Here is a 14,435-nt window from a genome sequence, read left to right as displayed (position 1 = left end):
CCGTCGATGCGCCCGCGTGCCGACGAGGTCGGTCGCGTCGACCGGGAGGATCGAGGTAGAGGTGACGTGCAGCTAGTCCAACGCTCCAAGAGGGTCATCGAGGCCAGACTCAACAACACCGCCGTGCGCGCGCTGAGTGGATCGATGGTGGCCTACGAAGGTCAGGTCAATTTCAAGTCCGCCGGCTTCGGCGGCGGGGCCGGTGTGATGGCCGGTCTCAAGCAGCGCGCGACCGGCGAGGCGCTGTCGTTGATGGAGTGTGCCGGGCACGGCGTCGTGTACTTCGCGCACGACGCGGCCGAGGCCACCATCATCGAGATGACAGGTGACACCCTGCAGGTCGAATCCGAACAGCTGATGGTGCTGAACGGCAACCTCAACACCAACATCACCTTCGCCGGCCTGCGCGGCGCATCGTCGGGGCAGGGTCTGTTCACCACGACGGTGACCGGACACGGCCAGATCGCACTGCTGTCGCGGGGCGGCCCGCTGATCCACCTCGAGGTGTCGCCCCAGTACCCGCTCGTGGTCGACCCAGACGCGTTCGTCTGTGCGCGCGGCAACCTCAACCAGTCCTTCGTCACCGACGTCTCGTGGCGCACCGTCATCGGGCAGGACGCCGGCGAGGCGTTCTCGCTGCGCTGGGACGGTACCGGCGTCGTCTCCATCCAGCCCGCGGAGCGGTAGGAGTAGCAGTGTTCACCAAGGTCAACAGCAAGGTCGTCTCGGTCGACATCGGCCAGACCGGGCCGGTGGTCGCCCGCAAGGGCGCCATGCTCTACTACACCGGAAACGTCCTGTTCCAGCCTCACCAGATCGCCGGCGCCGGGGGCGGCGGATTTGGCGGAGGGTTTGGGGCGATGGCCGGCCGCGCGCTGGCCGGCGAACACGAGTCGACGATGATCGCGCAGGGAAATGGCAAGGTGCACTACGGCTTCCGTGGCATCGAAGTGCAGATCGTCGACGTCGGGGCGGTCGGCGGAATGATGCGCGTCGAGGCATCGCGACTGCTCGTCTACGCCGCCAACATGCAGGCATCGGTGGTGTCGGTCGCCTCCTCGGGCGGCGGTGGCGGAGGCGGGGGCGGCGGCCTGCTCGGCTCGCTGCGTTCGGCCGCGGCCGGAGTGGTCACCGGCCAAGGCATGTTCACCACCCAACTCTCCGGTGGCGGCTCGGCGGTGATTCTCGGACATGGCGGAGTCTTCGATCTTCAGGTCACGCCGGACAAGCCGGTCATCGTCGACCCGCAGGCCTTTGTCGCGTCGGCGGGGCAGATCAACACCAACCTGAAGTCGATGGTCAGCTGGCGCAACGTCGGCCGAACCGGTGGTGAGGCAATGCAATTGGAGTGCACCGGCCATGGAGTGGTCTTCGTGCAGGCCTCGGAGGAGAAGCTGTGAGCGAGCTCAACACTGTCTGGAATCCGATGAACTTGCCGTCGGACGACAACGTCCCCGGCAACAACTACAGTTTCGTGATCGACCTCAACGCCCCCTGGTTCCTGTCCAAAGGTGCGATGATCGCCTACTACGGCCAGATGAACTTCACCTCACTCACGCACGGCATGCAAGGCCAGATGCTTCAGATGGTGGCCCAACAGTTCTCTGCGCCACTGTATCTCGGGGACTACGTGGTGGCCGAAGGTCACGGAAAGCTGATCATCGGCGACCGCGGATACGACATCAACTCCTACGACCTCGAGGACGGCAACCTCACCATCCGGGCGTCGAATCTGCTTGCCTTCCAGCCGAATCTGACCCTCAACCAGTCGATCGTGCCGGGCTTCCTCACCCTCATCGGGACCGGGAAGTTCCTCGCCTCGTCGAGCGGACCGGTCATGTTCGTGGAGCCGCCGGTGCGTGTCGATCCGGAGGCGCTGGTCGGGTGGGCCGATTGTCCTTCGCCGAGCCACCACTTCGATCAGGCATGGGTCAACAGCTTCATCGCGGCCGCCGGCGCCCGATTCGGGATCAACTCCGGCGAAGAGCGTCAGTTCGACTTCGTCGGCGCCGGAACGGTTCTCGTGCAATCGAGCGAGAAGGTGCGCAACGACAAGTCAATTGTGCAGACCATCCGCGGTCAGCTCCCGGGCCTCTCGGCACCCGGTCTGCAACAGATCAACCAGGAGATCACCGCGCAACTCGGCCAGCATCAGTAGCGACGGCGAGCGGTGGCTACACGTACACGGTCACCATCGCCGGCCGCACCGACCGTCCGGCGACCACGAGTCCGGGTCGGATCATCTCGGCCACTCGGCCTTTGGTCGCAGATGCATCGTCCGCCGATAGCGTGTCCGCCGCCTCCATCACGGCGACGTCGAACTCGTCTCCGGCGCACGGGTTTATGACGGCTCCGTCGCGACCGACGATGAGTCGCTCCAGGCCGTCGCGCAATGCAGTGAAAGCGGCGGCCTCGCGCTCGGACTCCGCCGATCGTGCACACACATCGGCGTCCGTGTACAACGCGAACAGGTCGACGAGCAGCGGCCTGTCGGCGGCTTGCCCGCCCGAGCGCGCCTTGTCCGACGCGACCAGACGGTCGAGCGTGAGTGACTGCCGCGTCACGACGCGGGCGAGGTCGGATACCTGCTCGGCGAGGCGGTCGATGGGCTCGGAAGCGGCCACTTCCGCCACGAGGGATTCGGGTGCCGATGGATCCGCCGATTCGGTCATTCATCGAGCCTACCGGCCTCGCACCGAGGAGCCCGCAGCGTCGATGCGCTGCTAGCATCCGTCTCGTGGGCGTCTATGGAATCGACTTGGGCACGACAAATTCCGGCATCGCCACAATCGGCGCCGACGGCAGGCCCGAGGTCATCTCCGGACTCAGCGGCTCGGTCACCACCCCGTCGGTCGTCCTGTTGACCTCGGCCACCGACTACGTCGTCGGTGAGGGTGCGCGCCGCCAGGCCCGCCTCGACCCCGACAACGTCTGCGCGCTCGTGAAACGTCGTATGGGCGACCCCGATTGGCGGTTCGTCGCGCACGGTCAGACGTGGTCGGCGCCGGCCATCTCGGCGCTCATCCTCAAGTCGCTCGTCTCTGATGCGGCGTTCGCGGGGGAGAAGGTGGAGCGCGCCGTCATCACCGTGCCCGCCTACTTCGGCGACGAGGAGCGGCGCGCCACGATTCAGGCGGGGAACTACGCGGGCATCGACGTCGCCGGTGTGCTCTCGGAACCGATCGCGGCCGCCTTGTCGTACGGATTCAGCCGTTTGACCGACGGACTTGCCGGGCGTACGCCCGACGAGACGGTTCTCGTCTACGACCTCGGCGGTGGCACGTTCGATGCGACCGTGATCGAACTCGCCGATCGGCGGATCTCGGTCCTGGCGGTCGACGGGGATCATCAGCTCGGTGGCGCGGACTGGGATGAGCGCATCGCGCTGCACCTGTCGCGAACCTTCTGCGCCGAACACCCCGACACCGAGGACCCGCTCGACGACTCGGCCGGGTCGCAGAGTCTGGTTCTTTCTGCCGAGCGTGCGAAACACGAACTGACCGAATCGGATTCGACGTCCGTCGTGGTTGCTCACGATGGTGCTCGCTCGGTCATCACGCTGACGCGCGCACAGTTGGAGGAACTGACCGGCGGGCTGCTGCAGCGCACCGTCGACCTCACCCAATCCTGCCTCAAGGCGGCACGTGCGCGGGGGGTCGACCGCGTCGACCGTGTGCTGCTGGTGGGTGGGTCGTCGCGAATGCCGATGGTGGCCAACGCGATCGGCAAGGCACTGAACATCACCCCGGAGTTGTCCGACCCCGACCTCGCTGTCGCGCGGGGAGCCGCGATCTACGGTGACAAACTCGAAATCGAACGTCTCGTGACCGCCGATCTGCGCACGCGGGGCAGGCTGACCGACGGTTCCGGCGCGCTCGAGGCGAGTCCAGCCGACGTGGAGGACTCGTGCCGCCGCGTCGCCGACGCGTTCGGGCTGCCCGTCGCCGGGGTGCGCCGGATGCTGGAGATCTCCGTCGACACGGTGGTGTCGCGTGGCTTCGGTGTCCTGGCTGTGGGTGGACGGTCGGGTGGACTCGAGGCGACCTGGCTGGTGCACCGCAACCAGACCCTGCCGATCCGGGTGGGCCGTTCCTTCGGCACCGTTCGGGCAGATCAGGATCGGATCAATCTGACCGTCCTCGAGCAACTCGGACAGCAGGCGACGCCCCGTCCCGAAGATGCCAAAGTGCTCATCGAGGGCACCATCACCGACATTCCGCCCGGCTACGACGAGGGCAGCGAGGTGCGGGTGACCTTCGAGATGGGATTCGACGGGGTGCTGCATGTGCGGGCCCATCACGTCGACGCCGACATACCACTGACCCTGAGCGCCAAAACCGGTGCGACGCTGTCGCAGTCGGAGGTCAACCGCGAACTCGACCAGGTGCAGCGGTCGCGGCGTCGGGACCGGTGAGGCAGACCGGTGCAGCCGTTCGTCGCCAACGACTATCGTAAGCGTGTCCTCGCCGCGGTCGATCGCCGCGGTGGTGTCGATGCCTCCGATCCCTTTGAGCTCTACGACATTCCGCTCGACGAAGCCGAATCACTCACCGATGCCGAGGTCAGCCGCCGGATCGACGAGGTGTGGGCGTTCTGGCAGAAACAACGCGACCATCCCAAGTACCGTGTCCTGGTCGGTCAGCTCGTCGCCGAACACGAACAACGCAGTGAGTCACTGCGTTTCGCCAACCGGCGGTCCGCGCTGGCACGCACCGTCACGGCGACCCGGGACCAACGAGATGCGGATCGATTCGAGTTGCTGGACAGCGCGATCGAGCGGCTGATGCAGCGTCACGGAGGCATTCCGGCGTCGAAGCGGTCGGGACTCGACGACATCGGCGCGATGGGTGGCCTGACGCCGGCCGAGATCGCGACACGTCTGCGGCGCTACCGCATCCTCGACGATTCGTCGGCGTCGACGCCGCTACCCGCCCCGACGCCGGAACTCAGCTCGGCACGGCTGGAACAGATTGCCACGCTGCTGGGCGAATTCGACCGTCTGCAGGTCGACGAGCGCACCCCGACATTGCTGTCGTTGCTGCGCCTGACCCTCGACGACGCCACCGATCTGGACGAGATCGGGAGACGGACAGCGCAATTGGGGGAACGGTCGCGCGAACTACCGGCCGGCCGGTTGCGTGCCGTCGTCGACGAACTGCTGGTGCACATACGGGAGATCCTGCTCGGTGATGTCGGCTTGGCGCGCGCGTATTCCGCAGCCGTGATGACCAGGGTCCGATCCCATCTCGAGCCTCGTATTCGTGCTGCTGTGCTCGTAGAAGACGAACTGCTGGAACATGATCGCGAGTTTCTGGTCCAGGAGGCGCTCTCGTTGGGCCTCGGCCCGGTCGGTGCGCGAGCGATGGTCGACGAGATCGCCACGGATTTCGGCGCCGCGGCACCCAAGCCGACGGTCGAAGCCCGGCCGGCGGTCGGGCCCGAACCGGCGCGTCGATCGAGGGAGTGGGAGGCTCCGCTGCGTTCGGCGCGCGCGATGCTGCGTCAGGGCAAGCCGGTGGCGGCCCGGACGCTGTGCCGCGAGGCACTCGACCTGGCGGGCGACGACTCTGACGCGATCCGCCAGATCCGTTCGGTGACAGAGGAAGTCGAGAATCTGCTGGCCGATGCAAAGGCGCGTTGGCGACGTGCACTCGACGATGCGGGAGCCGACCGTCACGTCGCAGCGTTGGCGGCGCTGGATGAGCTTTCGCGCACGGCGTCGGACATCGACACCCTCGACGTCCACGGACCCCAGCTGAGTGCTGCGCTGGAGGTCTCCCGGCGTGCCGTGGCTGCAGCGGAAAGCGTTGTCGCGCAGTCGAAGGCCGGAGGAGTCGGCCCGGCAGTACTCGCCGCTGCTGCGCGCGCCTGCGCCGACCACCCGGAACTGGCGCGGATGACCGCGCAGGTCAGCGTCGAACCCGCGACCGATGTGCGTGTCACGGTGCTCGGTGGCGTGGCCTGCCACATCACGTGGCAACCGTCGGCGACGCCGGGCGTGGTCTACCGTGTGCTCCGGCTGCGGGCCGACGGATCGTCGCAGACCGTGGGTCGCACATCGGCAACCGAACTCGAGGACGGTGGCGCGACGCCCGGGGCGGTGCCGCCCTCCTACGGCGTGGTCGCGCTGCTCGGTGGATTGTCGTCGGATATAGCCCGTTCCGACGGTGGGGCTGCCGTCGCGAGAGTCTCCGAATCACGGAGTGCGCCTTCGAGTCCCGACATTGTGGTCCGGGGTGTCGTCGACGGTCGACTCCGTTTCGACTGGCCGGTCGGGGTCACCGAGGCCATGGTGGTCATCCGGCCCGACCAGCCGCCGTCCGACCCCGCCGACCCGCAGGCCCGCGGAACCAAGATCACCAACACGCGGTACGAGATCGACGGTGGCTTTGTGCTGCCCGCCGGTGCGCGCCATGTCGCGGTCGCGAGTTGTCGGCGCGACGAACGTGGAGCGCTGCACACCGCAACAGCTTTCGGGCCACAGGCGAGGGCTGTGGTCGATTCATCCAGATTGGAGTGACGAACAGAGAAGTCGTCGTCGAAACATCAGTACCGTTGACATAACTCAGCAACCGATACGCGAAGGATCGCAATCATGGGCATCGACTACACCAAACGTCCGAAGGCGCAGCCGGCACCACCGCCGCCGCCTCCCCCCGCTCAGCCGTATCAGCAGCCGCCGGCCCCGCAACAACCACCCGTGTCGCTGTCCAAGGTCACGTTGACCAAGTCGGCGCCGAGCGTGTCGCTGACCAAGCAGGGTTCGACGACCGGGCAGATGCGGGTCAACCTCAACTGGACCTCCGGGTCCAAGGGTGGGCTGTTCAAGCGGTCGGCGGGCGTCGATCTCGATCTGGCGTGTCTCTGGGAGTTCAACGACGGTGACCGAGGCATCGTGCAGGCGCTGGGCAATTCGTTCCAGGCGCCTTACGACGGCCAGCCCATCATCTACCTCGACGGCGACGACCGCTCCGGTTCGGCCGTCGGCGGCGAGAACATGTACATCGATCTCTCCCAGACCCACCGCATTCGCCGGGTGCTGATCTTCGCCTACATCTACGAGGGCGCACCCAACTGGGCGGCCGCGAACGGTGTTGTCACCCTGTTCCCGGCCAACGGCCCGCAGATCGAGGTCCGGCTCGACGAGTCGGATCAGGGCGCCATCTCCTGCGCCATCGCCCTGCTGGAGAACCGCGGTGGCGAACTCATCATCAACCGCGAGGTCCGCTACATCCGTGGTTCGCAGTCCAAGGTCGACGAAGCCTACGGCTGGGGCCTGAACTGGAAGGCCGGCCGCAAGTAGGCGGCGGCTTCCTCCCGCTGCCTGTGGGTGGTCGCCCTCCCGCTGCCTGAGGTGTGAGGAGCGCTAGCGACGAGCCTCGAAGGCCCTGGTGAGATGACATTGTTGTCTCACCACGACCCTTCGAGGCTCGCTTCGCTCGCACCTCAGGGAGCGGTAGGGACCCCTCGGTCGGTTTCCGGGACGGTCAGGCCGGTGCGTCGATCTCCGACGGCTTCGCCTCGTCGTCGCCGGCCTCCTCGCGCCGCTTGCGCAGGACGCTGGAGGTGAACGCCGCTCCGATCAGCACCACGCCCACCAGGCCGGTGATGATCTCGTTGACGTGTGTCCCGATCGAGTACAGCAGGATGACCGCCAGTGCGCCGATCGCCCAGTGCGCACCGTGCTCGAGGTACACGTACTCCGACAGGGTGCCCTTGCGGACGAGGAACACGGTCAGCGAACGCACGAACATGGCGCCGATGAAGCCCAGGCCGAGCGCGATGATGATCGGGTCCGCGGTGATCGCGAAGGCGCCGATGACACCGTCGAACGAGAACGACGCGTCGAGGACCTCGAGGTAGAGGAACAGGAAGAATCCGGCCTTACCGGTGGCCTTCGCCAGTTCCGTCGGGCCCGACCGCTTCGTCTCGGAGGTCGCGCTCTCCTCCGACGCCTCGCCATCTTCGTCGTCGTCCTCGGTCTCGATGTTGAACAACTCACCGAGCCCGTTGACCGCGATGAAGGTGATCATGCCGAGCGCGCCGGCGATCATGACCGTCGACACCTCGTCTTCGGGTGCGATCCATGTGGCCGTGATGACCAGCAGGCTGGTGGCGATGACGACCTCGAGCATGTCGAGCTTGCCGATGCGTTCCAGCGGCCGTTCGATCCAGGTCAGCCAGGTGATCTCCTTCTCCTCGAGCACGAAACCGAGGAAGAGCATCAGCAGGAACATGCCGCCGAAGGCCGCGATCTGCGGATGGGCGTCGGTGATGATCGTCTCGTAGCTCGGATCACCGTTGGGGAAGTAGGCGGCGTCGTCGGGCGGCGGGTTGAGTGCGAGGTCGAGTGCCTGGACAGGGCCCAGTCCCGACGCGAGCCAGACGATCACCAGCGGGAACACCAGACGCATGCCGAAGACGGCGATCAGGATGCCGATGGTGAGGAAGATCTTCTGCCAGAACTCGCTCATCCGGCGCAGGACGGTCGCGTTGATGACGGCGTTGTCGAAGGACAGCGACACCTCGAGGATGCCGAGGATCACGGTGAGGAAGACGGCCTGCCACCCGCCATAGAGGAAGGCGACGATGATGGACAGAATCGTCACGACAATCGAGATGCCGAATATTCGTATTACCAAGGTGTATAGGGCCTTTCATCGAGGCGAACGGTCGGTGTCAGAGCCCTCGCGGATGGAATGCTCTCGGAATGCGCCATGCCGCACCCGAAGGTCGGGTGCGGCATGCGCGGGCACTGCTGCGGAGTCGATCAGACGTTGACGCCGAAGTCGCGGGCGATACCCGCGAGCCCCGACGCGTAACCCTGGCCGACAGCGCGGAACTTCCACTCGGCGCCGTGACGGTACAGCTCACCGAACACCATGGCGGTCTCGGTGGAGGCGTCCTCGGAGAGGTCGTAGCGGGCGATCTCGGCGCCACCGGCTTGGTTGACGACGCGGATGAACGCGTTGCGCACCTGGCCGAAGGACTGGCTGCGGGCGTCGGCGTCGTAGATCGAGACCGGGAAGACGATGGAGTCGACGTTCGGCGGAACGGCCGCGAGGTCGACCTTGATCGCCTCGTCGTCGCCCTCACCCTCGCCGGTCAGGTTGTCGCCGGTGTGCTCGATCGAGCCGTCGGGCGAACGCAGGTTGTTGAAGAAGACGAAGTGCGCGTCCGACAGCACCTTCTTGTCGGCGCCGAGCGCAATCGCGCTGGCATCGAGGTCGAAGTCGGTGCCAGTCGTTGTGCGCACATCCCAGCCGAGACCGACGAGCACCGCGGTCAGACCCGGGGCCTCCTTGGTCAGCGAGACATTGCCACCTTTGCTCAGGCTAACGCCCATTACGAGAACCTCTCTGTTTCGTGTCCACATTGTGTGGTTTGACGCTCGGACGCCACTCTATGTCAGTTCGCTGCGGGGGATCCTCCGCAGATACTTGCTGAATGACTCAGGTGGTCAGGACGACCTTCCCGCCTGCATGGCCGCCGGCCACCAGACGCAGCGCCTCGACAGCGTCCTCGAGTGCGAACGTCCGAGCGACTGGCACCACCAGGTCACCCTGTCCGGCGAGGCGAATGAGATTGGATCGCACCGAGTCTCGGAACAGCTGACTTTCGGGCTGGGCGCCACCGAGCGCGATGAATCCGTCGGCGGCGGCGCGCCGGGGTGCGGCGATGGTGACGATCCTCGACCGGTCGTCGACGAGTTCGAGTGAGGCGTCGATCGCGTCGTCGGTGCCGGAGGCGTCGAGTGCTGCCTGGATGCCGAACGGCTCGGCCGCCTCACGTATGTGGTCGGCGAGACCCGGGCCGTCGTACGAGACAGGCACGCCGCCGAACTCGCGGATCCGGTCGAAACCCGCAGGACTTGACGTCCCGACGACGCGGATGCCGCGCAGTCGCGCCAGTTGCAGGACCGCGACCCCGACTGCGCCCGACGCGCCATGCAGCGCCGCCGTCTCGTCACGATCCAAAGATGCGGCCCGCAACATGTCGGCGGCGGTGCACCCGGCCAGTAGCAGCCCGGCCGCTTCGTCGAAGGTCAACGACGCCGGCTTGGCGAACACCTTGTCGGCGGACACATTCAGCGCTGTTGCGTAGCCGCCGCGAACCCGGAAGGCGAGTACATCTCCCCCGATGTCCACGGAATCGACCTGGGGGCCGACGGCCTCGACCGTACCCGACACCTCGTACCCGATAGGCAATGGCAGCAGCGTCGAATCCGATTCGCGTCGAACGTGTTTGAGATCGGCCGGGTTGACTCCCGCGGCGCGTACCGCGATGGTCACCTCGCCTGGGCCTGGTTTGTCCAACTCCTCGTCGACGAGTGCGAAGTCGCCGAGACCATCGAAACCCGTTGCCACCCAGCGTTGTGCTCGCAACCGATTCACCACCGTGGCGTCGAGGTCGCACACTTGGTCCACATCCCTCGAGGATATTTCCCGAGCCGCGAAAGAACCGTCGAACATGGCTTACCCTGGGCGTCGATGAGCTCGAAGAACAAGAAACCCAGGGGCGCCAAGCGCGCCGAGAAGTCGCGTAAGCGCGCCGCCCGGCGCAACAACGTCATTCCGCTGCGGCCCGGTGCCGACAACCTGGATGCCCTGATGGATGGTTTCGACGACTGGCTCGAAGAGACAAACTTCGAATCGGACGTCGAACGCCGTGCCGATCTGGTTGCGGCCGTCCAATTTCTGTACGAAACCCTCAGCCAGTCGCAACCCGGGTTGTCGATCACCGACTGGTCGTCGGCCGAGGACCTCGACGCCGCGTTCGACACGGCTGAGTTCATCGAACAGAACGACGTGGGCGCTCCGCCGGCCGTGGTGTTCATCTTCGCGCTGCGTGTGTTCGTCGACTTCCTCGTCGCCACCGGGAAGTGGACGGGCGGCGAAGATGGCGCCGACTTCGCAATGGGTGCGTGTGAGGGGTACGTCGCCGACAAGATGGACATGCCCACGAGCGTCGAGGTCCCCGACGTCGAACCGAACCTCGAGTTCGCGGAGCTGTCGGCGACACAGATCGTGCTCTGGCTCGACGCGCTGCTCGACTGGATCGGGCCGGGGCAGCCGACGACGGAAGAGTCGTTGCCAGAGCCGGAACTCTTGCCCGAACTCTTCGAGACGCTCGGCGTCGACCCCCCCGAAGAAGAGCTGACCTCGTTGAGCGGTCACCCACTCGAGTCCCAGGTGTGGGATCTTGCGGAGGCCATCGGGTTGATCGAGGCCGACACCTCGCAGGTACGACCAGGTGAGTTCGCCGAAGACTGGCGCCCCGAGGCCAACGGACTCACAGCGGCTCTCGACATACGGCGTCGCGCAGTGGCTGCCTCGGTGACCTTCTTGCTCACCGACCCCCGGATTCCGAGCGACGAGCCCGACGAAGTGGTCGCCCGCATCGTTTACCAGGGGCTGATGCCGGTGAACATACCGTTGGAGGCGATCGACGAGATCGAAGAGGAAGACGAGTTGCTCGGTGCGCTCGTCAAGGCACGTCTGACGGCGATCCTCGTGGACGGTTGGCTCGTCATCGACGACGACAAGTACGTGGTCCCCGAGGCCCTACGACCGGCTGTGTGGGCGGGATTCCCCGACTACCTCAATCCGGAACTGGGGAACGACCAAGCGATGATCACCGTTCGCGCCGACATGCCCGGGATCACGCCGCCCGTCTGGCGCACGCTGCGGCTGCACTCATGGGTGCGCCTCGACGAACTGCACGACGTCCTGCAGATCGTGTTCGACTGGGAAGATGCCCACCTTCACCAATTCATCGTTCGCCACACCGGGCACGTGCATCGGTACATGCCCGAGCATGCGATCCGACAGGGACTGCACCCGGCTGCGGATACCGAAGTCGAAGAACGTATCCGAATTGGCGAGTTGCTGGCCGCCCCAGGCGACGAACTGATCTACGAGTACGACTTCGGTGACGATTGGACGGTCCGGCTCGTCGTCGAGCAGATCGAGCAGATCGAGCCGGAGAACGACGATCCGTCGGCCACAGTGCTCGACGGCTCAGGGACAGCGCCGTTCGAGGACGTCGGCGGTGCGGGCGGTTGGGACGAGTTCCTCGAAGCGATCAACGATCCCGAACACCCTCGCTACCAGGAACTCCGTGAGTGGACGGGAATGCCCGAACGCATCCAACTTGACCCGACCCTGTTCGACGTCGCCGACGTCAATCGTCTTCTCCTCGATCCGGACATGTGACCGAACCCTGGCGACGGGTAGACGAGCCTGACACCATGAGGTGAGGTCACGGATCGAGCGCCCAGTCCGACGCCGCGATTCGCGTAAGGGTCCAGCCCCGGCCCGTCCGCCGGCGACCGAGAAGAAGCAGCGCTCGGTCCGACGTCGTCTGTGGTGCGCGAGAGGTCGCGGTGACGCGTGAGGACGGCCGAGGACCCGACATGTCAAACGAACCTCGAAACATCGCACAGAAACTCATCGGAGCACACCTGGAGTCGGGTGAGATGACACCCGGATCCGAGATCGCGATCCGCATCGATCAGACCCTGACACAGGATGCGACGGGCACCCTGGTCATGCAGGAACTCGAGGGCCTCGAGCTCGACCGGGCACAGACCGAGGTGAGTGTGCAGTACGTCGACCACAATCTGCTGCAGACCGACGAGAAGAACGCCGAGGATCACGACTATCTGCGAACCGCTTGTGCGCGTTATGGATTGTGGTTCTCCAAGCCAGGTAACGGTGTCTCGCACCCAACGCACATGCAGCGCTTCGGAATTCCCGGCAAGACGATGGTGGGATCGGATTCGCACACACCTGCTGCGGGTTCGCTGGGCATGCTCGCGATCGGCGTCGGCGGGCTGGAGGTCGCACTGGCGATTGCCGGGCACCCACTCAACATCCGCATGCCGGAGATCTGGGGAGTGCGCCTGGAAGGCGAACTGCCGCAATGGTGTTCGGCCAAGGATGTCATCCTCGAGATGCTGCGCCGCCATGACGTGAAGGGTGGGGTCAACCGCATCATCGAGTATCACGGTCCGGGGCTGGCCGGGCTGAGCGCGATGGACCGCCACGTCATCGCCAATATGGGTGCCGAACTCGGAGCCACCACCACCGTCTTCCCCAGCGACGACGCCGTGCGCGAGTTCCTGCGGGCCGAAGGGCGCGAGGACGATTGGGTCGAGCTCGTCGCCGACGACGATGCGACCTACGACGTCGAAGACACGATCGACCTGTCCGAGATCGTGCCGTTGATCGCCAAACCGTCGTCGCCCGGGAACGTCGTCCCGGTGTCCGAGGTTGCCGGAGAACCGGTGTCGCAGGTGGTCATCGGGTCGAGCGCCAACCCCGGTCTGCGCGACTTCGCCATCGCCGCCGCGATGGTCGAGGGCCGTCAGACGCTGGGCGAGGTCAGCTTCGACATCAATCCCACATCACGCGAGATCCTCGCCGACCTGACCACGATGGGGGCGACGGCGAGTCTCGTCATCGGTGGTGCGCGTATTCATCAAGCGGGCTGTATGGGCTGTATCGGCATGGGTCAGGCACCGGCGACAGGTCGAAACTCGTTGCGCACCATGCCCCGCAACTTTCCGGGACGGTCGGGGACAAAGGAGGACGCGGTGTGGCTGTGCTCGCCGGAGACTGCCACGGCGTCGGCCCTGACCGGGGTGATCACCGATCCGCGCGACTGGGCCCGCGACGTCGACATGGCCTACCCCGAGTTGGCATTGCCCACCGATCATGCGATCAACACCGCGATGCTGGTGGCGCCGCCGGATGCCGACGAGGCGGCGCAGATCGAACCGGTGAAGGGCCCCAACATCTCCAGCCTGCCCGAGCTCGACGACCTCCCCGACGAGATCGAGGCCCCGGTGCTGCTCAAGCTCGGTGACAACATCTCCACCGACGAGATCTCACCGGCCGGGGCGCGGGCGTTGCCGTTTCGTTCGAACATCCCGAAGCTGGCGGAGTTCTCGTTCACCCGCGTCGACGAGACTTATCCCGATCGGGCTCGGGACGCCGAAAGCACCGGGCACATCATCGTCGGCGGTGAGAATTACGGTCAGGGTTCGTCACGTGAGCACGCCGCGATCGCGCCGCGCCACCTCGGTCTGCGCATGGTCATCGCGAAATCGTTCGCGCGCATCCACTGGCAGAACTTGGCCAACTTCGGTGTTCTCGCAGTCGAATTCGACGACCCTGCCGACTACGACGGCATCGACCAGGACGACGTGCTCCACGTCGAGAATCTCCGCGATGTGCTCGAATCCAAGGACGAGATCAGCGTCCACAACGTCACCAAGGACACGACATTCACGGTGCGACACCGGTTGTCGGCGCGACAGGTGGCCGATGTCCTCGCGGGAGGCATCATTCCGCGGCTCGCGGCCGAGCATGAGTCGGATCACCAGGAGGCGCGCGAGACGACCGTCGCGACCAATCCATCCGCTTCCTGAG

The 14,435-nt window shown here is 65.8% G+C and carries 12 protein-coding genes; 8 read left to right on the top strand and 4 right to left on the bottom strand.

Features of this window, described 5'->3' with window-relative positions; translation table 11 throughout:
• Positions 1 to 66 precede the first annotated feature (66 nt).
• From MKW15_RS01320 to MKW15_RS01310, 3 genes are read left to right on the top strand one after another with little or no spacing between them, the layout of a single operon-like run.
• The gene (locus tag MKW15_RS01320) at positions 67 to 687 is read left to right on the top strand and encodes an AIM24 family protein (protein WP_240855335.1); all 621 of its coding nucleotides are present in this window, start codon (positions 67 to 69) and stop codon (positions 685 to 687) included.
• A gap of 8 nt (positions 688 to 695) precedes the next feature.
• Complete coding sequence (locus tag MKW15_RS01315; RefSeq protein WP_240855333.1) at positions 696 to 1,400, top strand: AIM24 family protein; 705 nt, start codon at positions 696 to 698, stop codon at positions 1,398 to 1,400.
• On the top strand, positions 1,397 to 2,158 hold the full coding sequence (locus MKW15_RS01310; RefSeq protein WP_240855331.1) for an AIM24 family protein: 762 nt from the start codon (positions 1,397 to 1,399) through the stop codon (positions 2,156 to 2,158). The genes MKW15_RS01315 and MKW15_RS01310 overlap by 4 nt, the downstream gene beginning before the upstream one ends.
• Positions 2,159 to 2,174: 16 nt before the next feature.
• Here MKW15_RS01310 and grpE read toward each other — a convergent pair whose 3' ends face one another.
• The gene (gene grpE, locus MKW15_RS01305; RefSeq protein WP_240855329.1) at positions 2,175 to 2,672 is read right to left on the bottom strand and encodes a nucleotide exchange factor GrpE; all 498 of its coding nucleotides are present in this window, start codon (positions 2,670 to 2,672) and stop codon (positions 2,175 to 2,177) included.
• A 65-nt stretch (positions 2,673 to 2,737) separates the two neighbouring features.
• Here grpE and MKW15_RS01300 point away from each other — a divergent pair, with 65 nt between their 5' ends.
• The 3 genes from MKW15_RS01300 (at position 2,738) to MKW15_RS01290 (ending at position 7,303) form a co-directional block, all read left to right on the top strand.
• Entirely contained in the window at positions 2,738 to 4,414 is a 1,677-nt protein-coding gene (locus MKW15_RS01300) for an Hsp70 family protein (RefSeq protein ID WP_240855326.1), read from the top strand.
• Between the two features lie 9 nt (positions 4,415 to 4,423).
• Positions 4,424 to 6,520, top strand: a complete 2,097-nt coding sequence (locus MKW15_RS01295; protein WP_240855324.1) for an Ig-like domain repeat protein — start codon at positions 4,424 to 4,426, stop codon at positions 6,518 to 6,520.
• 75 nt (positions 6,521 to 6,595) lie between these two features.
• The gene (locus tag MKW15_RS01290) at positions 6,596 to 7,303 is read left to right on the top strand and encodes a TerD family protein (RefSeq protein ID WP_240855323.1); all 708 of its coding nucleotides are present in this window, start codon (positions 6,596 to 6,598) and stop codon (positions 7,301 to 7,303) included.
• A gap of 184 nt (positions 7,304 to 7,487) precedes the next feature.
• Here the strand turns inward: MKW15_RS01290 and MKW15_RS01285 are convergent, their stop codons facing one another.
• The 3 genes from MKW15_RS01285 to MKW15_RS01275 all read right to left on the bottom strand — a co-directional run bounded on the left by MKW15_RS01285 (position 7,488) and on the right by MKW15_RS01275 (position 10,385).
• Positions 7,488 to 8,642 (bottom strand): DUF475 domain-containing protein, encoded by a 1,155-nt coding sequence (locus tag MKW15_RS01285; RefSeq protein WP_240855321.1) that lies wholly within the window; start codon positions 8,640 to 8,642, stop codon positions 7,488 to 7,490.
• Between the two features lie 128 nt (positions 8,643 to 8,770).
• Positions 8,771 to 9,346 (bottom strand): TerD family protein, encoded by a 576-nt coding sequence (locus MKW15_RS01280; protein ID WP_240855320.1) that lies wholly within the window; start codon positions 9,344 to 9,346, stop codon positions 8,771 to 8,773.
• Between the two features lie 106 nt (positions 9,347 to 9,452).
• Complete coding sequence (locus MKW15_RS01275) at positions 9,453 to 10,385, bottom strand: quinone oxidoreductase family protein (RefSeq protein ID WP_240855561.1); 933 nt, start codon at positions 10,383 to 10,385, stop codon at positions 9,453 to 9,455.
• A gap of 105 nt (positions 10,386 to 10,490) precedes the next feature.
• Here MKW15_RS01275 and MKW15_RS01270 point away from each other — a divergent pair, with 105 nt between their 5' ends.
• Together MKW15_RS01270 and MKW15_RS01265 are read left to right on the top strand one after the other, a co-directional pair.
• Positions 10,491 to 12,215, top strand: coding sequence for a plasmid pRiA4b ORF-3 family protein (locus tag MKW15_RS01270; protein ID WP_240855318.1), 1,725 nt, complete (start codon positions 10,491 to 10,493; stop codon positions 12,213 to 12,215).
• Positions 12,216 to 12,415: 200 nt separating this feature from the next.
• Positions 12,416 to 14,434: an aconitate hydratase gene (locus MKW15_RS01265; protein ID WP_240855317.1), complete on the top strand. Its 2,019-nt coding sequence runs from the start codon at positions 12,416 to 12,418 to the stop codon at positions 14,432 to 14,434.
• Position 14,435 lies beyond the last annotated feature (1 nt).

Source organism: Gordonia gummivorans, from assembly GCF_022513585.1.
Classification (GTDB): Bacteria; Actinomycetota; Actinomycetes; order Mycobacteriales; family Mycobacteriaceae; genus Gordonia.
Note: the sequence above shows the minus strand (reverse complement) of the source record. Positions and strands in the feature narration are given on the sequence as shown.

What these genes read in the sequence shown, in the direction of transcription:
- grpE (WP_240855329.1), bottom strand. Translation starts at nt 2,672, where the DNA reads ATGACCGAATCGGCGGATCCATCGGCACCCGAATCCCTCGTGGCGGAA.
- MKW15_RS01290 (WP_240855323.1), top strand. Translation starts at nt 6,596, where the DNA reads ATGGGCATCGACTACACCAAACGTCCGAAGGCGCAGCCGGCACCACCG.
- MKW15_RS01265 (WP_240855317.1), top strand. Translation starts at nt 12,416, where the DNA reads ATGTCAAACGAACCTCGAAACATCGCACAGAAACTCATCGGAGCACAC.
- MKW15_RS01270 (WP_240855318.1), top strand. Translation starts at nt 10,491, where the DNA reads ATGAGCTCGAAGAACAAGAAACCCAGGGGCGCCAAGCGCGCCGAGAAG.
- MKW15_RS01280 (WP_240855320.1), bottom strand. Translation starts at nt 9,346, where the DNA reads ATGGGCGTTAGCCTGAGCAAAGGTGGCAATGTCTCGCTGACCAAGGAG.